Genomic DNA, 19,417 nt, shown 5'->3' with positions numbered 1-19,417 from the left:
GGCCCGGTCCGGGCCTGCCCTGCCCGCCCGCGAATGCCCTCGCAGCCCCGGCCGACGCCGGAGCGAAGGAGATCGCGCGCTCGGACGGACGAAATCCGGGATTCCGTCCTCCCGAGCCCCCGAACTCCGTCCCTCGACTCCTGCAAACCCATTGCGACCGCAAACAGGTTTGTGATACAAAGTGGTCATGCATGATCACGACGACGAACCGCTCGACCCGGCCGCCATGCTCGCCCTGCTCGAACGGCAGCAGCGCGCGGTGGGGCTCGCCTACCTGAAGCCGGTCACCGTGCTGTACGCGGTGTGGGGCGTCGCCTGGCTGGTCGGCTTCCTGCTGCTGTGGCTGGCCGACGCGCTCGGCTGGTTACCGCTGCCGGTCGCCGGCGCGATCTTCGGCGCGCTCATCGTCTGCTCGATCGTCGCGTCGGCGCTGGTCGGCATCCGGATGGGGCGCGGCATCCGCGGCACCTCGAACTTCCAGGGCGCCGTGTACGGCATCTCGTGGTCACTGCTCGGCGGCGCGTTCGCGGTGCTCGGCATGGGACTGCTGCAGAACGGGATGTCGCAGGAGCTCGCCGCGCTGTACTTTCCGTCCGCGTACGCGCTGATGGCCGGCGCGATGTACCTCACCGGGGCCGCCCTCTGGAACGAGCGCAGCCAACTCGTGCTCGGCATCGTGCTGCTCATCATCGGCGCGCTCTCCCCGTTCTTCGGCAACCCGAACAACAACCTGGTGATGGCCATCGGCGGCGGGGGAGCGTTCCTCGTCGCGTCCGCAGTGACGTTCGGCCGGATCCGGGCGGAACGGCGGCGGTCATGATCGAGCTCGACCCGGTGATCCACGCGTCGGCCCGCCTGCGGATCACCGCCACACTCGCCGCCATCCCGGTCGGCGACCAGATGTCGTTTCCCCGGCTGCAGGAACTGCTCGAGATGACCGCCGGCAACCTGTCCACCCACCTGCGCAAGCTGGAGGATGCCGGCTACGTCGCCGTCACGAAAACCCACCAGGGCCGCACCCCGATCACCTACCTGGCCCTCACCACGCGCGGCCGCCGCGCCTTCGAGGACTACACCGAAGCACTTCGAGCCGTACTGGGAGTCCAACCATGACCGAACTTGCCCGCCTCGACCATGTGACCAGGCGCTTCGGCGCCGTCACCGCCCTGGATGACGTGTCGCTCGAGATCGAGTCAGGCCGCATCGTCGGGCTGCTCGGGCCGAACGGTGCAGGCAAGACCACGCTGCTGTCGCTGCTGCAGGGGCGTCGGCGCCCGACATCCGGCACCGTGCAATTGTTCGGCGGCAGCCCCTCCGACCACCGCACCCGCGCCGCGCTCGGCAGCACCCCGCAGGAGACCGCGCTGCCGCCCACCCTGCGCGTCGGCGAGGTGATCGACTTCATCGGCGCGCACTTCGCCGACTCGGTGCCGACCATCGCGCTCGCCGACGAGTTCGGCCTGACCGACCTGCTCAAGCGGCAGACCGGTGCCCTGTCCGGCGGGCAGAAGCGCCGGCTGAGTGTCGCGCTCGCCTTCGTCGGGCGCCCGAAACTGGTGCTGCTCGACGAGCCGACCACCGGCCTCGACGTCGATGCCCGGCGCACGCTCTGGGACGCCGTCCGCCGCCAGCACGACGCCGGTTCCACCGTGGTCGTCACCAGCCACTACCTCGACGAGATCGAGGCGCTCGCCGAGCGCGTGATCGTGATGGGCCACGGGCGGGTGCTCGCCGACGACAGCCTCGGCGCCGTGCTCGGCCAGGTGGGCGTCCGCATGATCCGATTGAGAACGGATGTCGCCGACCTCACTGCCCCGGACGCCCTGGCCAGCCTGCCCGGGGTGGTGACCGCGCAGCCCGAGCCGGACGGCTCGCACACCCTGGTCAGCCGCGATGCCGACGAAACCGTGGTCGCGCTGGTGCGGTCGGGCATCGCCTTCCGCGATCTCACCGTCCGCGGCGCCACCCTCGAGGAAGCCTTCCTCACCCTGACCGCCGCAGACGCCCTCCAGGAGCAGAACTGATGTCGACCATCCGCCTTGCCGCCGTGCACGCCAAGTACTCGCTGCTCGAGACGATGCGCGTGCCGATCGCGGTGATCGGAGCGCTGGTCTTTCCCGCGCTCTCCCTGCTGTTCTTCGTGGTGCCGCAAAAGGCGGTCGCCGGCGACCCGGTGTTTGCCACGCAGGCGGTGATCTCCATGAGCGTGTTCGCGGTGATGGCGAACTCGCTGTTCAACTTCGGCATCTCCATCTCGGAAGATCGCGAGAAGCCGTGGGACCCCTACCTACGTACCCTGCCGGTGCCGGGCATGTCGCGGGTGCTCGGCTACGTGTTCTCGATCGGACTGATGGGCATCGTGGCGATCCTGCCCGTGATCGCCATCGGTGCCCTGTTCACCGAGGCTGAGGCATCCGTCGGGCGCATCGCGCTCGGCCTGCTCGCGCTCGCGACATCCGCGCTGCCGTTCATGCTGATCGGCATCTGCATCGGCTACTCGATGCCTGCAAAGGCGGCGATCGCGGTGGTGCAGATTGTGATGTTCGGCTTCGCGTTCGCGGGCGGGCTGTTCTACCCGCCGCAGCTGTTCGCGCCGTGGCTGAACTCGCTGTCGATGTTCTTTCCGTCGCGGCAGGCCCGTGAGCTCGTGATCTGGGCGGTGCAGGGCGGCGAGCTCGAGCCTTGGGTGTGGCTCGGCTTGATCGTCTGGACTGCCGTGCTGCTCGCGGTGGCACTCGTGCTCTTCAAACGGGACGAGGGACGGCGCTATCGTTAGGCGCCGCTGAGGCCACGCACACCGTCGTTCTCCGCGCCCGGAGCGATGGTGTGCGCAGTCTCGACGCGGAACGTCTGCGTGAAGCGCTCGAGCAGCACCGGGTCGCCGCTGAGCACGCGAACGGCAGCTCGCTGCACGGACTGCGCGGCGTCGATTCGGCCGGATATCACATCGTGAATGCGCGCGTCGGTGGCGAATACCAGGTGGGCGGATGTCGCGGGAGGGGATGTCGCCGGCGCTCTGGTCACCGCGAGGGTGCCGCCGTCGACCACGAGGGTGAGCCCGAAGTCAGGGAAGAGCAGGTCGTAAACGGTCCGGAAAGCTGCCGCCGCGGCATCCGGCCTGAAAGCCGCCCGAAAGGCGACGCTGATCGAGTCGGCGGTGACCGGATCGCTCTCGTCCGCCTCATCGAGTGCGGTGAACCCCCAGCGTTCGAGCGCCAGGATGGCGTCCTCCAGCCCGCGGCCGTAGTCGGTGAGGGTGTAGACCAAGCCGTGGGCGAGAGGCATCCGCCGCACGATTCCAGCCTGGTTGAGGTCCTTGAGGCGGGTGCTCAGGATGTTCGTCGGGATGCGCGGCAGGCCCTGCTTGAGGTCGCTGTAACGGCGGGGCCCGACGAGCAGGTCGCGAACGATGAGCATGGCCCATCGCTCGCCGACCTGTTCGAGGGCACTGACCAGCCCGCTGTACTGCCCATAGTTGCGTGCCGCCATCGAGTGTTCAGGCGCCTTAGCCCTGTTGGCCCTGACCCTGTTGGGCCATGAATGCCTCGGGCCCCTTCTCGGCGGCGACGGGGTCCATCCAGAGCGCGCTGAACAGGTTGCCGTCGGGGTCTTCGAAGTCGCGGGCGTACATGAAGTCGTAGTCCTGGGGCTGGCGGTGCTCGGTGCCGCCGGCCGCGATGGCCTTCTCGAGGATGGCGTCGACCGCTTCCCGGGAGTCCCGGCTGAATGCCGTCTCCACCTGTAGAGAGGTGCTCGGATCGGCGATCGGCTTGTCGGTGAAGGTGCTGAAGAAGTCACGCGTCAGCACCATGAGGTAGACGTGCTCGTCGATGACAACGCAGGCGGCGTTCTCATCGGTGAACAGCGGGTTGATCTTCCAGCCGAGACCCTCAAAGAACGCTTTGGAGCGATCCAGATCAGAGGTCGGAAGGTTGACGAAGATGTCGGTGGCCATTGTGTCTCCCTTGACTAGCCGCCCTGCGGGCCTTCCGCAAGGCACATCTCCAGCTTGCAAAAAGCAAGCACGCTTGTCAATAGCAAGTTGGAGGAGCCACGCGGGTGGCCGCAATCGGGTATGTCACTTTCGGGTGACGCGCCTGCACGGCGGGTGCGGGCTCCGGGCTCCGGGGTGCCGGGTGGCGGTTGTATTGGCGCTGGCGGGTGCGGCTTTTGCGTGTGTCACCCGAGAGTGACAGCACATGCGGGACCCCGCGGGGTCCGGCTGGACCCCGGCAGACCCCTATGGATAGCAAGTTGGTGCGCCACGCGGATGGCCGCAATCGGGTATGTCACTTTGGGGTGACTCGCGCGGACGGCGAGTGTGGCTGTACTCGCAGGCGCAGGCGCAGGCGCAGGCGCGGGCGCAGGCGCGGGGCGCGGGTTGCCGGGTGGCGCTGGCGGGTGCGGCTCTTGCGTCTGTCGCTCCAGAGTGACAGGCGCGCAAATGTAGACCCGGCGAATCATGGCCGGACTCCGGCGATGGTCGGCTGGTGCGTCTTCGCGGTGTCTCTCTCGGGTGACATTCCCGAAATCGGAACCTTTTGGCCGGGAATTTTGTGGATGTGACCCTGCCGCAGGCCTGAGGCTGCCGCGCTAATTGCGTGTCGCTTGCAATCGGTGACCGGGGGCCGCGAGGGCGCCGGTCACGCGCGGGTGACATTCCGCAAATCGGAACCTTTTTTGCTGGGGTCTGCCGCAGGGCCTGACCCCTGCGGCTTCGGTGCGAACACCAGGGCCTGGGACGCCAAGGCCAGGACACCACGGCTACCGGCGGCTCCACGCCGGCGCGTCTCTGCTAGACCGAAGCACTGGTCCTCCCGCGGGTGGGCCGACCGGCGTTGTGCACACATCGGGTGATGCCGCCCCCGGCCGATCCGCAGCCGCGGTAAAGCTAGTCCATGCATCCCTTTGCCGTTCTCGCCGATCCGGCGCGGCGGAGAGTCGTCGAAATTCTCTGCAGCGGCTCGCACACATCTGGCGAACTGACCTTGGCCGTCAGCGTCGAATTCGGTGTCGGGCGCACGGCCGTGCAACGACACCTGGCGACGCTGGTGCGGATCAAGTGGGTGCAGGTTCGTGGTGACCGGAATGAGCGGCGGTATTCACTGGAACCCGATGCCCTCGCGGCACTGTCCGCTCAGTGCGGATGGCTGCTGCACCTGTGGGAGCGACGCATCGGCTGGCATGAAGCCAACGCGCCTCAGCGTTGGCACATGGACAACTTCGACCCTAATTTGTATACAGAGTGGCATCGGAGCGTGGAAAAAGGGGAACAACTTGACTCCGAAGGGTGAGCTCTGTATACAGAGAGGGTAGCAGGCTGTGTATACAGAGCGTGATGGAGTGGCCATCACCGGGGTCAGCGAGGGCGGGTCAGATGCGAGCGAGCGACCGTGCCTACCTCACCCTGCGTGACGAGATCATCGACTGGGAACTGCCGCCGGGCAGCGTGCTCGCCGAGGTTGAGCAGTCCACCCGTCTGGGCGTCAGCCGCACCCCGCTGCGGGAGGCGCTCGCTCGGCTGAGCGCCGACGGGCTGGTCACCCAGCAGACCGGCCGCGGCCTCGTGGTGACGGATGTCTCGGTCGACAACATCCGCCAACTGTTCGAGGTTCGCCGGGCGCTCGAAGAGCAAGCAGCGCGGCTCGCCGCCGAGCGCGGCGACCCCGATGTCTTCGCGGCGCTCGAGCGCGAGCTGCGGGCAGTGCCCGAGATGCTCGAAGCCGACGACCCGGCGCGGCACGCCTATTACGACCTCGTCCGCCGTTTCGACGAGGCACTGGATGACGCGGTCGCCAACCCATACCTCGTGACGGCGCTGCGCAACCTGCGCACCCATCTGGTTCGCATCCGGCGGCTGGCGAAAGACGACACCCCGAGACTTCGTGCCGCCGCAGCGGAGCACCTCACCATTGCCCAGGCGATCGTGGCGCGCGACGCCGACCTGGCCGCGCACGCCACCCACCTGCACCTCCACCGCGCCCTCCAAAACGCCCTCGCGACCACCGTGTCGCGAGGTCCGGCATAACCCCTCGAAAGGACCGCCGTTCGTGAAACTCCATCCTGTCCGCGTTCACCCCAGCTCAGACAACCTGCAGCGTGAAGACCAGCTCGCCTGGAAGATCGCCGGGGTCGCCGCCGACCACGTCGATGTGACGCCCGAGGTCACCGACATGGTGATCAACCGCATCATCGACAACGCGTCCGTCGCGACCGCGTCGCTCGGCCGGGCACCGGTGCTCGCCGCCCGCGACCAGGCCGAGCAGGCCGGGCAACCGCGGGGCACCGGCACCGGCGCCACCGTCTTCGGCAGCACCGTCAAGGCCAGCCCCGAGTGGGCCGCGTGGGCCAACGGCGTGGCCGTGCGCGAACTCGACTACCACGACACCTTCCTTGCCGCCGAGTATTCGCACCCCGGCGACAACATCCCGCCGATCCTCGCGGTGGCCCAGCACACCGGCCGTAGCGGCGAGGAACTGCTGCGCGGCATCGTCACCGGCTACGAGATCCAGATCGACCTGGTGAAGGCGATCAGCCTGCACAAGCACAAGATCGACCACGTCGCCCACCTCGGCCCGTCGGCCGCGGCCGGCATCGGCACCCTGCTCGGGCTGTCCCAGGAGACCATCTTCCAGGCCATCGGCCAGGCGCTGCACACCACCACCGCCACCCGGCAGTCGCGCAAGGGCGAGATCTCCACTTGGAAGGCGCACGCCCCCGCGTTCGCCGGCAAGATGGCCGTCGAGGCTGTGGATCGTGCCATGCGCGGCCAGACCAGCCCGACCCCGATCTACGAGGGTGAAGACGGCGTGATCGCCTGGCTGCTCGACGGTAAGGACGCGCACTACGAGGTGCCACTGCCCGAACAGGGTGAGGCCCGCCGGGCGATCCTGGACAGCTACACCAAGGAGCACTCGGCCGAGTACCAGGCGCAGGCCTGGATCGACCTGGCCCGCAAGCTCGGCACCGAGCGGCCCGAACTGCGCGACCCGAACAACATCACCAGGGTCGTGCTGCACACCAGCCACCACACCCATTACGTGATCGGCACCGGAGCGAACGACCCGCAGAAGTTCGACCCGACCGCCAGCCGGGAGACCCTCGACCACTCGATCCCGTACATCTTCACGGTCGCCCTGCAGGATGGCAGCTGGCATCACGTCGATTCCTACGCGCCCGAGCGCGCCGGCCGGCCGGACACCGTTCAGCTGTGGCACAAGGTCAACACGGTCGAGGACGCCGAGTGGACCCGCCGCTACCACTCCACCGACATCGCCGAGAAGGCGTTCGGTGGCCGGGTCGAGATCGACCTCGCCGACGGCACCCGCCTGGTCGACGAAATCGCCGTTGCCGACGCGCATCCGCTCGGCGCCCGCCCGTTCGCCCGCGAGCAATACGTGCAGAAGTTCCGCACCCTCGCCGACGGAGTGCTCGCCGCGGACGAGATCGACCGCTTCCTCGACACCGCCCAGCGGCTGCCGGAGCTGACCGCCGCCGAGCTCGCCGGACTCACCGTCACCGGCTCCGTGCCGTCGGCCGGAACGAAGGGAATCTTCTAATGCTCTACGCCACCACCACAGCCGCCGAGAAGCGCGCGGCCTTCCGCGAACGCTTGGCGAGCGGCGAGCTGCTGCAGCTGCCCGGCGCGTTCAACCCGCTGAGCGCCCGGCTGATCCAGGACAAGGGCTTCGACGGGGTCTACATCTCCGGCGCCGTGCTCGCCGCCGACCTGGGCCTGCCCGACATCGGCCTGACCACGCTCACCGAGGTCGCCGGACGCGCCAAGCAGATCGCCCGGATGACCGACCTGCCAGCCATCGTCGACGCCGACACCGGCTTCGGCGAACCGATGAACGTGGCCCGCACCGTGCAGGAACTCGAGGATGCCGGGCTCGCCGGCCTGCACATCGAGGACCAGATCAATCCCAAGCGCTGCGGGCACCTCGACGGCAAGGCGGTGGTCGACACCGACACCGCCGTGAAGCGCATCCGCGCCGCCGCCGATGCCCGCCGGGACCCCAACCTGCTGATCATGGCGCGCACCGACATCCGTGCCGTCGATGGTCTGCAGGCTGCGATCGACCGGGCCAAGCAGCTGGTCGACGCCGGCGCCGACGCGATCTTCCCCGAGGCGATGAAGGACCTCGGCGAGTTCGAGGCGGTGTCGAACGCGATCGAGGTTCCGGTGCTGGCGAACATGACCGAGTTCGGCAAGAGCGAGTTGTTCACCACGTCGCAGCTGGCCAGCGCCGGCATCAACATGGTGATCTACCCCGTCACCCTGCTGCGTAGCGCCATGGGGGCCGCCGAGCGAACCCTCGACGCGATCAAGGCGGATGGCACGCAGTCCGCCGCCGTGCCCGACATGCAGACTAGGGCGCGACTCTACGAGCTGCTGGATTACGAGGCGTATAGCGCGTTCGACTCCGGCGTGTTCAACTTTCAGGTACCGGGCATCCGATGACCACCCTCACCACACCAAGGAGCAACATGACCGACGAGATCCGCAAAGGCCTTGCTGGGGTCGTGGTCGACACGACCGCGATTTCTAAGGTGAACCCCGAGACGAATTCGCTGCTGTACCGGGGCTACCCCGTGCAGGAACTCGCCGCGGCGTGCACGTTCGAAGAGGTCGCCTACCTGCTCTGGCATGGCGAGTTGCCGACGCCGGCGCAGCTGGAGGAGTTCCAGGCCCTGGAGCGCTCGCTGCGTCACCTGGATGCCCGCACGAAGCGCATCATCGACGAGTTGCCGCTGACGGCGCACCCCATGGATGTCGTGCGCACCGCGGTGAGCTCGATCGGCGCCCTCGACACCACGCTTGCCGAGCCGAACGGCATGACCGACCGCACGCTCAACCAAGGACGCGCTGTCTATTTGTTCGCTCAGCTGCCGGCCATCGTCGCGTACGACCAGCGCCGCCGCCGTGGCGAGAATCTGGTCGAGCCGCGCGACGACCTTGCATATTCGGCGAACTTCCTGCACATGACCTTCGGTGAAGTGCCCGATCTGGCCGTGGTGAGCGCGTTCGACGTGTCGATGATCCTGTACGCCGAGCACTCCTTCAACGCGTCGACCTTCACGGCTCGCGTGGTCACCTCGACCCTGAGCGATCTGTACAGCGCCGTGACGGCGGCGATCGGCGCGCTCAAGGGGCCGCTGCACGGCGGCGCTAACGAAGCGGTGATGCACATCTTCGACGAGATCGGCACCGCAGACAAGGCCGAGGCGTGGCTTGAGCAGGCACTCGCGGAGAAACGCAAGATCATGGGCTTCGGCCACCGTGTCTACAAGAACGGCGACTCGCGCGTGCCCACGATGAAAGCCGCCCTCGACACGCTCGTCGCTGAGTTCGACCGGCCTGACCTGGCTGAGCTCTACGACAAGCTCGAGGCAGCCATGGACGACCGCAAGGCGATCAAGCCCAACCTCGACTACCCGTCGGGTCCCGCGTACCACCTGATGGGGTTCGATACGCTAACCTTCACCCCGTTGTTCGTGGCCAGCCGGATCACCGGCTGGACCGCGCACATCATGGAACAGCTCGAGGCGAACGCGCTCATCCGTCCGCTGAGCCTGTACAACGGCGTCGAAGAAAGGCACGTGTAGCGAATGTCCTCCGTCCCCACCCTGACCCTCAACTCCGGCCACCGGATTCCGCAGCTCGGCTTCGGCGTCTTCAAGGTTGATCCGGGCCGCACCGAGCGCATCGTCAGCGACGCGCTGGAGATCGGCTACCGGCACATCGACACGGCGGCGATCTACGGAAATGAGGAAGGGGTGGGGCGGGCCATCGCGGCATCCGGAATCCCGCGAGACGAACTGTTCATCACCACCAAGCTGTGGAACGACGACCAGGGCACCGATTCGGCGTTCCGCGCCATGGACACCAGCCTCGAGAAGCTTGGGCTCGACTACGTCGACCTGTACCTGATCCACTGGCCGACCCCGGCGCGCGATCTCTACATCGACAGCTGGCTTGCGCTGGAAGAGCTGCAGGCAGAGGGCCGCACCCGCTCGATCGGGGTGTCGAACTTCCTTGTCACCCACCTGCAGCGGGTGCTCGACGAGGGCAGCATCATGCCGGCGGTCGACCAGATCGAGCTGCACCCGGCCTTCCAGCAGCACAACGTGGCCGAGTTCGCCCGGTCGCAGGGCATCCAGATCGAGGCGTGGGCGCCGCTCGGCCAGGGCAAGTACGACCTGTTCGGCGAGCAAGCGGTGACGGATGCCGCGGACGCCCACGGCAAGACCCCGGCGCAGGCTGTGATCCGCTGGCACCTGCAGACCGGCAATATCGTGTTCCCGAAGTCGGACCACAAGGCACGGATGGCCGAGAACTTCGACGTGTTCGACTTCGAGCTGAGCGACGACGAGGTGGCCGCGATCAGCGCACTGGAGCGTTCCGCGCGAGTGGGATCCGACCCCGCGGCGTAATCAAGCTGTGACCTCACCCCCTGACTAACGCGATCAAGTTCCATATGATCTGAGTCAGGGGTGCAAGGAGGCACTGTGGCCGGCGACAACCCTGCGATCCGTCTGGCAGGCGTCACGAAGAGCTTCGGCGCGGTCAACGCTGTCGACCACCTCGACCTCGACATCGTGGAGGGGGAGTTCTTCTCCATGCTCGGGCCATCCGGCTCCGGCAAGACCACGGTGCTGCGGCTGATCGCCGGATTCGAGCAACCCAGTTCTGGCCGCATCTCGCTGTTCGGCCAGGACGTCACCGAGCGGGCGCCGTTCGACCGTGACGTGAACACGGTGTTCCAGGACTACGCGCTGTTCCCGCACATGAGCGTGCTCGAGAACGTCGCCTATGGCTTGCGGGTGCGCGGGGTCGGTCGCGCCGAGCGCCGGGCCCAGGCGGAGCGGATGCTGGAGACGGTGCAGCTGAGCGGATTCGGGGGCCGACGCCCCGCGCAGTTGTCCGGCGGTCAACGGCAGCGGGTGGCGCTGGCCCGGGCGATGGCGGTGCAGCCCAAGGCGTTGCTGCTCGACGAACCGCTCGGTGCGCTCGACCTCAAGCTGCGCGAGCAGATGCAGGTGGAGCTCAAGCAATTGCAGCGCGAGATCGGCATCACCTTCATCTTCGTCACCCACGACCAGGAAGAGGCGCTCACCCTGAGCGACCGGGTTGCGGTGTTCAACAACGGCAAGGTCGAGCAACTCGGTACCCCCGCCGACCTGTACGAGCGGCCCGCATCGCGGTTCGTCGCCGGGTTCGTCGGGACGTCCAATATCTTCAGCCCCGAGGCATCCGCGGCACTGTTCAACCGGTCGGGGGTGCACTCGTTGCGTCCCGAGAAGATCGAGATCGCCGCGCTCGGCAGCCCGCTGGCCGCCGACCGCACCGTGGAGGGCACCCTGGTCGAGGCCATCTACCTGGGCAGCGGCGCCCGGTTGATCGTCGACTTGGACAACGGCACCCGGCTCACCGTGTTGGAGCAGAACGACGCGCACCGCCTCGACGACGAGCGCGGCTCGCGGGTGCTGGTGGGCTGGCGGGACGTGGATGTCACGTCCCTGCGCGACCGCGCCTCCGAGCAACCCGCTGATGCTGCCGACAACGGCGTGCAGGGTTCACCCGCGGAAAAAACGGTGCCGACGACACAGCCGTAAGCGACGACCCGGTCCACGTGAGAACCGAATGGAGACAGTAATGAAGCTGATCACCCCCACCCGTTCCGTGGTGGCGTTGGCAGGCGTTGCACTGACCTCGGTCGTGCTCGCCGGTTGTGGCACCACGCAGGGCGGCGGCGGCGAAACCGCCGCTCCCGCCGAGGAGCTCGGCGACTTCGAAGGCTCCGTCTCGCTGCTCAACTGGCCCGGCTACGCGGAGGACGGCAGCAACGACCCCAACGTCGACTGGGTGACCCCGTTCGAGGAGGAAACCGGCTGTGAGGTGACCAGCAAGAGCTACGGCACCTCAGACGAAGCGTTCAACCTGATGCGCACCGGCGGGTACGACGTGGTCGTTGCATCCGGTGACGCGTCGCTGCGGTTGGTCGCTGCCGACCTGGTGGCCCCGGTGAACACCGACCTGCTGGAGAACTACGACGGCATCTACGACTTCCTCAAGATGCAGTCCTGGAACTCCGTCGACGGTGTCGCCTACGGCATTCCGCACGGCTACGGCGCGAACCTGCTGATGTACAACACCGAACAGGTGACCCCGGCGCCCACCTCCTGGGATGTGGTGTTCGACGCGGCAGCCCCGTACAGCGGCAAGGTGACCGCGTACGATTCGCCCATCTACATCGCGGATGCCGCCGTCTACCTGATGACGCATCAGCCCGAGCTCGGCATCGAGAACCCGTACGCGCTGGACGAGGAGCAACTGGCCGCGGCCGTGGAGCTGCTCAAGGCGCAACGGCAGCACATCGGCGAGTACTGGTCGGACTACCTCAAGGAGATCCAGGCCTTCGAGACCGGTGACACCGTCGTCGGCACCACCTGGCAGGTGATGGCCAATTCGCTCGAGGGAACCGCTCCGGTCGAGGTGGTGCTGCCCGACGAGGGAGCCACCGGCTGGTCCGACACCTGGATGATCGCTTCCGCCGCCGAGCACCCGAACTGCGCTTACGCGTGGCTCGATTACATCGCCAGCCCCGAGGCGAATGCCGCAGCCACCGAGTACTTCGGTGAGGCTCCGTCGAACCAGGCGGCATGCGAGTTCCGCAGCGAGGGCTCGTGCGAGGCGTACCACGCCGGCGACGAGGAGTACGCGTCGCAGATCTGGTACTGGTCCACCCCGATCGCGGAGTGCCTGGACGGCCGCACTGATGTCGAGTGCACCGACTACGGCGCCTGGACCACCGCCTGGCAGGAGATCAAGGGATAGCGCCGAGACAGCAGGAGCACGACGATGGCCACCCGAACGACGGATGCCGCCGACACGCCGCGGTCGCGCAACAGCGCGGCCCGGCGCGGGTCGGTGCTGCTCAGCCGACATCCGCGGCTACGCCTGTCGCTTCTGCTGTCCGCGCCGCTGGTCTGGCTCGGACTGGTCTACATCGTCGCCCTGATCGCGCTGCTGATCACCGCGTTCTGGACTGTGGACAGCTTCACCGGCGAGATCTCGCAGGACTGGACACTCGACAACATCATCACCGTGGTCACCGGAGCGCTGTACCAGACGGTGACCGTGCGCACCGTCGGGGTGGCGGTGCTCGTCACGATCATCGACATCGCCATCGCCCTGCCGATCGCGTTCTACATGGCGAAGGTCGCGTCGCCGCGGATGCAGCGGCTGTTGGTGGTGGCGGTGCTGCTGCCGCTCTGGGCCAGCTACCTGGTGAAGGCATACGCCTGGCGGTCAGTGTTGTCGCAGGAGGGCATCCTGCAATGGCTGCTCGAGCCGTTCGGGCTGAGCACGCCCGGCTACGGGCTGTCCGCGGTGGTGATCACGCTGGCGTACCTGTGGCTGCCGTACGTGATCCTGCCCATCTACGCGGGGCTCGAGCGGGTGCCGGACTCGCTGCTCGAGGCATCCGCTGATCTCGGCGGCAAGACCTGGCCGACCCTGCGGCTGGTGGTGCTGCCGATCATCTGGCCGGCGATCATTGCCGGGTCGATCTTCGCCTTCGCGCTCAGCCTCGGCGACTACATCACCGTGAACATCGTCGGCGGCGCCAGTCAGATGCTCGGCAACCTCGTCTACACCAACGTGGGCACCGCCAACAACCTGCCGCTCGCGGCGGCGATCGCGCTCATCCCGATCGTGATCATCTTCGGCTACCTCGCCGTGGTGCGCCGAACCGGCGCCCTGAACAACCTGTAGGAGGAGACGGATGCGTCTGGGGAAAGCCGCCCGCGGGGTACTCGCCGCGATCAGCATCCTGATCCTGCTGGTGATGTACCTGCCGTTGGCGGTGGTGTTCATCAACTCGTTCAGCACCAGCACCAGCCTCAGCTGGCCACCGCCCGGGTTCACACTGGAGTGGTGGGTGCGCGCCGCGAACAGCGCCGGCGCGCTGAACGCGATCAGCACCAGCGTGCAGGTGGCGCTGATCGCCACGCTGGTCTCGCTGCTGCTTGGCACGCTGATCTCGATCGGGCTGCAGCGCTACGACTTCTTCGGTCGGGATGCGATCAGCCTGCTGGTGATCCTGCCGATCGCATTGCCCGGCATCATCACCGGTGTGGCATTGAACAACGCGTTCCGCACCATGATGGGCATCCCGCTGTCGATCTGGACCGTGGTGATCGCCCACGCCACCTTCTGCATCGTGACCGTGTTCAACAACACGATCGCGCGGCTGCGCCGGATGGGCACGAGCCTGGAGGAGGCCTCCGCGGATCTCGGCGCCGGCCTGTGGACCACCTTCCGGCTGGTCACCTTCCCGCAGTTGCGCTCGGCGCTGGTGGCCGGTGGCCTGTTGGCGTTCGCGCTCAGTTTCGACGAGATCATCGTGACCACGTTCACGGCGGGCTCCGGCGTGACCACCCTGCCGATCTGGATTCTGAACAACATGTTCCGGCCGAACCAGGCGCCGGTCGTGGCGGTGATCGCGGTCGTGATGGTGCTGGTGTCGATCGCGCCGATCTACTTCGCGCAGCGGCTGTCGGGCGCGGAGCAGAAGGTGCCGTAGGCCCGCCCTTCCTCATCCTCCGACGCCCGTCGTAGGCTGGCGGCATGGCCGAACGATTGCGGGACGCCGTCAGCCCCTACCTCAGATCACACGCCGACAACCCGGTCGACTGGTGGCAGTGGGGGCCCGAGCCCTTCGCCGAAGCCGCCCGCCGCGACATCCCGGTGCTGGTGTCGATCGGATACTCCACCTGCCACTGGTGCCACGTGATGGCCAGGGAGAGCTTCAGCGACCCGGCGCTCGCCGGCGTGCTGAACGAGAAGTTCGTGGCGATCAAGGTGGACCGCGAGGAACATCCGGATGTCGACAGCAGCTTCATGGCCGCCGCCAGCGCGTTCACCCAGCAGCTGGGCTGGCCGCTCACCGTGTTCGCCACACCCGAGGGACATCCGTTCTACGCGGGCACGTACTTTCCCCCGGTGCCGATGCAGGGCCGGCCGTCGTTCCGGGAGGTGCTGAACGCCGTGTTCGAGGCCTGGTCAGAGCGTCGATCCGACGTGGAGGCCACCAGCGACGCCGTGGCGCAGGCCATCGCCGCGTCTGACCAGGAGACGCCGGGCGTGCTGCCGACCCTGGAGCAACTGGCCGACATCACCGCCGAACTGGCCGCACACGAAGACCGCGAGTACGGCGGCTTCGGGCGCGCGCCGAAGTTCCCGGTGGCGACGGTGCTGCTGTACCTGCTGGACCGGGGCGCGGCGGGCGCATCCGACAGCGGCGCCTCCGACAGTACGCTCGCGCAAGCGCTCGCCGAGCGGATGCTCGACGCCATGGCCGCGTCGCCGCTGCGTGACCGCGAGGAGGGCGGGTTCTTCCGCTACGCCACCGAACGCGACTGGTCGGATCCGCACTACGAACGGATGCTCTACGACAACGCCCTGCTGCTGTCTGCCTACGCCCGCGCCGGACGCACCGAGGTGGCGGAGGGCATCGCCGACTTCCTACTTAGCGTGCTGCGGCTGCCGTCCGGCGGGTTCGCGTCCGGGCAGGACAGCGAGAGCCTCATCGACGGCCGCAAGGTGGAGGGCGAGTACTACCGGTACACCGACCGCTCCGGGTTGCAACCGCCGGCCCTCGATGACAAGGTGCTCACCGGCTGGAACGGCCTGGCGATCGAGGCGCTCGCGCTCGCCGGAACGCTGCTGCAGCGACCGAACTGGGTGGAGGCAGCGGCTTCGGCCGCCGACCAACTGCTTGCCACACACCGTCGAGCGGACGGCACGCTGGTGCGCGCCTCGACCCGATTTTCAACAGGGGAGCGGATGTCGGACGCCTCAGCCACCCTCGAGGACTACGGCATGCTCGCCTCCGCCCTGCTGCAACTCGCGCTCGCGACGGGGGAGGTGCGCTACGCGGTCACCGCCCGGGAGCTCATCGACGCGTGTATCGACCGGCCGCAGGCGCTCGGGGCTGAGTTGCGTGGCTCTGAAGTGCGTGGCGCACTCGCCGCGCAGCCGCCGTTCGCGGTGCCCGGCGGACCCGACCCCGTGCTGGCGGCGCACGGCACGGCGCTGGCGAACGACCCGAGCGAAGGGGCGTATCCGAGTGGCATCAGCGCCGCGGCATCCGCTGCTCATCGGCTGTTCCTGCTGACCGGCGATCTGACCTACCGCGACGCCAGCCGCCGCGCCATGGAGCTGTTCGCGCCGCTCGCCCTGCAGCAGCCGATCTCGTTCGGGGCGTCACTCAGCGTGATGACCGCGCTCGCCGCCGATGTCACCCAGCTGGTCGTGGTGAGCGACGACCCGGGCTCGGAGTTGGCGTCGGTCGCCCGCCGCTGGCTGCCGGTCGGGGGAGTGTCGAGCGTGGTGACGGCGGCGCAGGCAGCGGCTTTCGCGGCGGCGGGGTTCGAGCTGTACGAGGGACGCACACTGCAGGGCGGTGCGGCGGCCGCGTACTTGTGCCGCGATTTCGTCTGCAACCTGCCGGTGACGGATGCCGCGGAGCTGCGATTGCCCTAGCAAGGCCGCGCGTGCGCGCGCAGTACGGCAGCGATTCACCGCGACACGCCGTGCGGCATGCGCTTCGAGCGGCGTGTCAAAGCAAAACGCTGCCGTTCTGCGCGGTGGGGCCTCGACAAGCCCGACCAACTCGACTCGACCGGCGGGGCGGGGCGAGAACTACTTAGCGCAGGGTCTTGCGGGCGCTGATCACTCCCGTGTCGAAGCCCATCAGGTGCAGGCCGCCGCCAAAGCGGGCGTGCTCCACCTTGATGCAGCGGTCCATGACCACGGTCAGGCCCTTCGATTCACCGTAGATCGCGGCATCCTGATTCCAGATGCCGAGCTGCACCCACACCGTCTTGGCGCCGATCGCGATCGCATCGTCGATCACCTGCGGGATGTCGCTGGCCTTGCGGAACACGTCGACGATGTCGGGCACCTCGGGCAGCGACGCGAGGTCGGGGTATGCCTTCTGGCCGAGGATCTCGGTGGCGTTCGGGTTGACGAAGTACAGCTTGTAGTCGCTGGACTGCTGCAGGTAAGTGCCGACGAAGTAGCTGGAGCGGGCGGCGTTCGGCGACGCGCCGACGATCGCCACGGTCTTCGCCTTGCGCAGGATGGCGAGGCGTTCCTTCGCGGTGGGACCCACCCAGGTGCGCTGCGAGCGCAGCAGCTTGGCCAGCGGTGAGTTCGCGGGCATCTCGCAGGTCAGGCCGTTGCTGAGCTGGACGGTCTGCGTATCGACGGTCTGCGTGTCGGTCATGCGCCTAGTCTCCTATCGCCTGGCTGAGCGCCTGGTCAAGATCATCAACAATGTCGTCGACGTCTTCAATACCCACGGACAGCCGCACCAGTCCGGCGCCGACGCCGGCCTCGGCGAGCTGCTGCTCGGTGAGTTGCGCGTGCGTGGTGGATCCGGGGTGGATGATCAGCGTCTTCGCGTCGCCGATGTTGGCCAGGTGGCTGGCGAGGTTCACCGATTCGATCAGCTTCTGGCCGGCAGGGCGGCCGCCCTTGACGCCGAAGCTGAATACCGAGCCGGGGCCGGCCGGCAGGTACTTCTTCGCCCGGTCGAAGTGCGGGTGCGAAGGCAGGCCCGCCCAGTTCACGTATTCGATGCGGGGGTCGTTCTCGAGCCATTCGGCGACGACGCGGGCGTTGTCGACGTGCGCCTGGATGCGGTACGGCAGGGTCTCCACGCCCTGCGCGAGCAGGAACGCGGAGTGCGGCGCCAGGGTCGGGCCGATGTCACGCAGCTGCTCGGCGCGCAGCCGGGTGAGGAAGGCGTACTCGCCGAAGTTGCCGTGCCAGTTGAGTCCGCCGTAGTGCGGAACCTCGGTGTCGAACAGCGGGAAGTGCTCGTTCGCCCAGTGGAACCGGCCGGACTCCACGACGACGCCGCCGAGGGTGGTGCCGTGGCCGCCGAGGAATTTCGTAGCGCTGTGGATGACGACATCCGCTCCCCATTCGATCGGACGGTTCAGGTACGGCGTCGCGATCGTGGAGTCGATGATCAGGGGGATGTTGTGCGCGTGCGCGACATCCGCAAGGCCCTCGAGGTCGGCGACCTCACCGGAGGGGTTGGCGACGATCTCGGCGAAGATCAGCTTGGTCTTGTCGGTGATCGCGGCGGCGTAGTCGGCCGGCTCGGAGGAGTGCACGAAGGTGGTCTCGACCCCGAAGCGGCGCAGGGTGACGTCGAGCTGAGTGACCGATCCGCCGTACAGGCTGGCCGAAGCGACGATGTGGTCGCCGGCGCCGGCGAGCGACGCGAACGTGACGAACTGGGCGGAGAGTCCGCTGGCGGTGGCGACGGCGCCAAGGCCGCCCTCGAGGCTGGCGATGCGCTCTTCGAACGCGGCCACGGTGGGGTTCGCGACGCGGCTGTAGATGTTGCCGTACTTCTGCAGGGCGAAGCGCGCCGCGGCATCCTTGGTGTCGTCGAACACGAACGCGCTGGTCTGGTAGATCGGCAGCGCGCGGGCCCCAGTCACCGGGTCGGGGATGTTGCCCGCGTGAATTGCACGGGTCTTGAACCCGTAGTTTCTGTCGGTACCGTCGCGATCAGCCATGACCTCAACGGTACTGGGGCCCAGTGACTGTTACGTGCCACCGGCGCAACGGTGCGTAACAGTCGGGCCGTGGCCTCAGCCGGGTGCTAGAAGAGGACGGGAGACGCCACGCCGAGCTGCGGTGCCAATCACGGCGGCGTGTTGCAGGAGCTCCTCGGTTGCGGGCAGGCCGCGGGCGGTCAGCGGCGGGTGAGCCGCTCGGTCAGCGACATCCGTACCGTCGGCCATTCGCTGGCGATGATCGAGAACACCACGGTGTCGCGCAGGGTGCCGTCGCGGCCGAGCTGGTGGTTGCGCAGCACGCCGTCCTGCTTGGCGCCGAGTCCGGCGATCGCCCCACGCGACTGCTGGTTGTGCCAGTGCGTGCGGAACTCCACCGCGATGCACTCCAGCGTCTCGAAGGCGCGGCCGAGCAACAGCAGTTTCGCTTCGGCGTTGATCCCGGTGCGCTGCGCGCTCGCCGCAAGCCAGGTAGAGCCGATTTCGAGTCGCCGGTGCTGCTCCGAGATGTTCAGGTAGGTGGTCATCCCGACGGCACGGTTGTCGCTGGCGCGCCGGATCGTCCACGGCACCACCTGTGAGGCGGCGTGCTGCTCGAGCCGGCGCTCGATGTCCGCGCGCATCTCGGACGGCGCCGGGATGTTCGTGTACCAGCGCTGCCAGAGGTCGTCCTCGTCCACCGCCTGCGCGAGCTCGTCGGCGTGCTCGAGCGCGAGAGGTTCGAGGATCACGCGGCTGCCGCGCAGGGTCGGGATGTCGAGGAAGCTCATGTTTCTCGACGCTAGCAGCGGCACCAGCACGACGTCGGCTG

Annotated in this window: 20 protein-coding genes; 15 read left to right on the top strand and 5 right to left on the bottom strand. The window is 67.8% G+C overall.

The features are described 5' to 3' along the window. Nucleotides 1-187 precede the first annotated feature (187 nt). The 4 genes from HCT51_RS12890 to HCT51_RS12875 are packed head-to-tail and all read left to right on the top strand — an operon-like array spanning nucleotide 188 to nucleotide 2,776. Nucleotides 188-820: a hypothetical protein gene (locus HCT51_RS12890; protein WP_166878613.1), complete on the top strand. Its 633-nt coding sequence runs from the start codon at nucleotides 188-190 to the stop codon at nucleotides 818-820. After that, nucleotides 817-1,113, top strand: coding sequence for a transcriptional regulator (locus HCT51_RS12885; RefSeq protein WP_166878609.1), 297 nt, complete (start codon nucleotides 817-819; stop codon nucleotides 1,111-1,113). Before HCT51_RS12890 ends, HCT51_RS12885 begins: the two co-directional genes overlap by 4 nt. After that, nucleotides 1,110-2,024 (top strand): ABC transporter ATP-binding protein, encoded by a 915-nt coding sequence (locus HCT51_RS12880; RefSeq protein ID WP_166878605.1) that lies wholly within the window; start codon nucleotides 1,110-1,112, stop codon nucleotides 2,022-2,024. Before HCT51_RS12885 ends, HCT51_RS12880 begins: the two co-directional genes overlap by 4 nt. Beyond that, nucleotides 2,024-2,776 carry an ABC transporter permease gene (locus HCT51_RS12875; RefSeq protein WP_224760484.1) on the top strand — a complete coding sequence of 251 codons (753 nt, stop codon included), beginning with the start codon at nucleotides 2,024-2,026 and terminating at the stop codon, nucleotides 2,774-2,776. Before HCT51_RS12880 ends, HCT51_RS12875 begins: the two co-directional genes overlap by 1 nt. Here the strand turns inward: HCT51_RS12875 and HCT51_RS12870 are convergent. Together HCT51_RS12870 and HCT51_RS12865 are read right to left on the bottom strand one after the other, a co-directional pair. Beyond that, a complete protein-coding gene (locus HCT51_RS12870) occupies nucleotides 2,773-3,489 on the bottom strand; it encodes a winged helix-turn-helix transcriptional regulator (RefSeq protein ID WP_166878602.1) in 717 nt (238 codons plus the stop codon). The genes HCT51_RS12875 and HCT51_RS12870 overlap by 4 nt on opposite strands. Nucleotides 3,490-3,505: 16 nt before the next feature. Next, complete coding sequence (locus tag HCT51_RS12865; RefSeq protein ID WP_166878599.1) at nucleotides 3,506-3,955, bottom strand: VOC family protein; 450 nt, start codon at nucleotides 3,953-3,955, stop codon at nucleotides 3,506-3,508. Between the two features lie 943 nt (nucleotides 3,956-4,898). On the opposite strand from HCT51_RS12865, the gene HCT51_RS12860 reads away from it, so the two are divergent. The 11 genes from HCT51_RS12860 to HCT51_RS12810 all read left to right on the top strand — a co-directional run bounded on the left by HCT51_RS12860 (nucleotide 4,899) and on the right by HCT51_RS12810 (nucleotide 16,552). Then, complete coding sequence (locus tag HCT51_RS12860) at nucleotides 4,899-5,294, top strand: ArsR/SmtB family transcription factor (protein ID WP_166878595.1); 396 nt, start codon at nucleotides 4,899-4,901, stop codon at nucleotides 5,292-5,294. Nucleotides 5,295-5,377: 83 nt separating this feature from the next. Beyond that, nucleotides 5,378-6,028, top strand: coding sequence for a GntR family transcriptional regulator (locus HCT51_RS12855; protein WP_166878592.1), 651 nt, complete (start codon nucleotides 5,378-5,380; stop codon nucleotides 6,026-6,028). A 22-nt stretch (nucleotides 6,029-6,050) separates the two neighbouring features. After that, nucleotides 6,051-7,559: an MmgE/PrpD family protein gene (locus HCT51_RS12850; RefSeq protein WP_166878587.1), complete on the top strand. Its 1,509-nt coding sequence runs from the start codon at nucleotides 6,051-6,053 to the stop codon at nucleotides 7,557-7,559. Continuing rightward, nucleotides 7,559-8,464 carry a methylisocitrate lyase gene (prpB, locus tag HCT51_RS12845; protein ID WP_166878583.1) on the top strand — a complete coding sequence of 302 codons (906 nt, stop codon included), beginning with the start codon at nucleotides 7,559-7,561 and terminating at the stop codon, nucleotides 8,462-8,464. The genes HCT51_RS12850 and prpB overlap by 1 nt, the downstream gene beginning before the upstream one ends. Nucleotides 8,465-8,490: 26 nt before the next feature. Then, complete coding sequence (locus HCT51_RS12840; protein ID WP_243844230.1) at nucleotides 8,491-9,609, top strand: bifunctional 2-methylcitrate synthase/citrate synthase; 1,119 nt, start codon at nucleotides 8,491-8,493, stop codon at nucleotides 9,607-9,609. Between the two features lie 3 nt (nucleotides 9,610-9,612). After that, the gene (locus HCT51_RS12835; protein ID WP_166878576.1) at nucleotides 9,613-10,437 is read left to right on the top strand and encodes an aldo/keto reductase; all 825 of its coding nucleotides are present in this window, start codon (nucleotides 9,613-9,615) and stop codon (nucleotides 10,435-10,437) included. A gap of 75 nt (nucleotides 10,438-10,512) precedes the next feature. Then, nucleotides 10,513-11,619, top strand: coding sequence for an ABC transporter ATP-binding protein (locus HCT51_RS12830; protein WP_191413618.1), 1,107 nt, complete (start codon nucleotides 10,513-10,515; stop codon nucleotides 11,617-11,619). A 40-nt stretch (nucleotides 11,620-11,659) separates the two neighbouring features. After that, on the top strand, nucleotides 11,660-12,841 hold the full coding sequence (locus HCT51_RS12825; protein ID WP_166878568.1) for an ABC transporter substrate-binding protein: 1,182 nt from the start codon (nucleotides 11,660-11,662) through the stop codon (nucleotides 12,839-12,841). A 24-nt stretch (nucleotides 12,842-12,865) separates the two neighbouring features. Then, entirely contained in the window at nucleotides 12,866-13,780 is a 915-nt protein-coding gene (locus HCT51_RS12820; protein WP_166878565.1) for an ABC transporter permease, read from the top strand. 10 nt (nucleotides 13,781-13,790) lie between these two features. After that, complete coding sequence (locus tag HCT51_RS12815) at nucleotides 13,791-14,591, top strand: ABC transporter permease (protein WP_166878560.1); 801 nt, start codon at nucleotides 13,791-13,793, stop codon at nucleotides 14,589-14,591. Between the two features lie 44 nt (nucleotides 14,592-14,635). After that, entirely contained in the window at nucleotides 14,636-16,552 is a 1,917-nt protein-coding gene (locus HCT51_RS12810) for a thioredoxin domain-containing protein (RefSeq protein WP_166878557.1), read from the top strand. A gap of 163 nt (nucleotides 16,553-16,715) precedes the next feature. Here HCT51_RS12810 and HCT51_RS12805 read toward each other — a convergent pair whose 3' ends face one another. The 3 genes from HCT51_RS12805 to HCT51_RS12795 all read right to left on the bottom strand — a co-directional run bounded on the left by HCT51_RS12805 (nucleotide 16,716) and on the right by HCT51_RS12795 (nucleotide 19,376). Next, nucleotides 16,716-17,234, bottom strand: coding sequence for a CoA-binding protein (locus tag HCT51_RS12805; protein WP_224760781.1), 519 nt, complete (start codon nucleotides 17,232-17,234; stop codon nucleotides 16,716-16,718). Nucleotides 17,235-17,301: 67 nt separating this feature from the next. Beyond that, the gene (locus HCT51_RS12800; RefSeq protein WP_166878549.1) at nucleotides 17,302-18,606 is read right to left on the bottom strand and encodes an O-acetylhomoserine aminocarboxypropyltransferase/cysteine synthase family protein; all 1,305 of its coding nucleotides are present in this window, start codon (nucleotides 18,604-18,606) and stop codon (nucleotides 17,302-17,304) included. 179 nt (nucleotides 18,607-18,785) lie between these two features. Further along, complete coding sequence (locus HCT51_RS12795) at nucleotides 18,786-19,376, bottom strand: GNAT family N-acetyltransferase (RefSeq protein WP_166878920.1); 591 nt, start codon at nucleotides 19,374-19,376, stop codon at nucleotides 18,786-18,788. Nucleotides 19,377-19,417: the final 41 nt, after the last annotated feature.

Source organism: Salinibacterium sp. ZJ450 (assembly GCF_011751885.2).
Lineage (GTDB): Bacteria > Actinomycetota > Actinomycetes > Actinomycetales > Microbacteriaceae > Ruicaihuangia.
This window is presented reverse-complemented; position numbering and strand designations above follow the sequence as displayed.

What these genes read in the sequence shown, in the direction of transcription:
- HCT51_RS12885 (WP_166878609.1), top strand. Translation starts at nt 817, where the DNA reads ATGATCGAGCTCGACCCGGTGATCCACGCGTCGGCCCGCCTGCGGATC.
- HCT51_RS12800 (WP_166878549.1), bottom strand. Translation starts at nt 18,606, where the DNA reads ATGGCTGATCGCGACGGTACCGACAGAAACTACGGGTTCAAGACCCGT.
- HCT51_RS12805 (WP_224760781.1), bottom strand. Translation starts at nt 17,234, where the DNA reads ATGCCCGCGAACTCACCGCTGGCCAAGCTGCTGCGCTCGCAGCGCACC.
- HCT51_RS12860 (WP_166878595.1), top strand. Translation starts at nt 4,899, where the DNA reads ATGCATCCCTTTGCCGTTCTCGCCGATCCGGCGCGGCGGAGAGTCGTC.
- prpB (WP_166878583.1), top strand. Translation starts at nt 7,559, where the DNA reads ATGCTCTACGCCACCACCACAGCCGCCGAGAAGCGCGCGGCCTTCCGC.
- HCT51_RS12810 (WP_166878557.1), top strand. Translation starts at nt 14,636, where the DNA reads ATGGCCGAACGATTGCGGGACGCCGTCAGCCCCTACCTCAGATCACAC.
- HCT51_RS12825 (WP_166878568.1), top strand. Translation starts at nt 11,660, where the DNA reads ATGAAGCTGATCACCCCCACCCGTTCCGTGGTGGCGTTGGCAGGCGTT.
- HCT51_RS12875 (WP_224760484.1), top strand. Translation starts at nt 2,024, where the DNA reads ATGTCGACCATCCGCCTTGCCGCCGTGCACGCCAAGTACTCGCTGCTC.
- HCT51_RS12835 (WP_166878576.1), top strand. Translation starts at nt 9,613, where the DNA reads ATGTCCTCCGTCCCCACCCTGACCCTCAACTCCGGCCACCGGATTCCG.
- HCT51_RS12855 (WP_166878592.1), top strand. Translation starts at nt 5,378, where the DNA reads ATGCGAGCGAGCGACCGTGCCTACCTCACCCTGCGTGACGAGATCATC.
- HCT51_RS12870 (WP_166878602.1), bottom strand. Translation starts at nt 3,489, where the DNA reads ATGGCGGCACGCAACTATGGGCAGTACAGCGGGCTGGTCAGTGCCCTC.
- HCT51_RS12865 (WP_166878599.1), bottom strand. Translation starts at nt 3,955, where the DNA reads ATGGCCACCGACATCTTCGTCAACCTTCCGACCTCTGATCTGGATCGC.
- HCT51_RS12815 (WP_166878560.1), top strand. Translation starts at nt 13,791, where the DNA reads ATGCGTCTGGGGAAAGCCGCCCGCGGGGTACTCGCCGCGATCAGCATC.
- HCT51_RS12820 (WP_166878565.1), top strand. Translation starts at nt 12,866, where the DNA reads ATGGCCACCCGAACGACGGATGCCGCCGACACGCCGCGGTCGCGCAAC.
- HCT51_RS12840 (WP_243844230.1), top strand. Translation starts at nt 8,491, where the DNA reads ATGACCGACGAGATCCGCAAAGGCCTTGCTGGGGTCGTGGTCGACACG.
- HCT51_RS12880 (WP_166878605.1), top strand. Translation starts at nt 1,110, where the DNA reads ATGACCGAACTTGCCCGCCTCGACCATGTGACCAGGCGCTTCGGCGCC.
- HCT51_RS12890 (WP_166878613.1), top strand. Translation starts at nt 188, where the DNA reads ATGCATGATCACGACGACGAACCGCTCGACCCGGCCGCCATGCTCGCC.
- HCT51_RS12795 (WP_166878920.1), bottom strand. Translation starts at nt 19,376, where the DNA reads ATGAGCTTCCTCGACATCCCGACCCTGCGCGGCAGCCGCGTGATCCTC.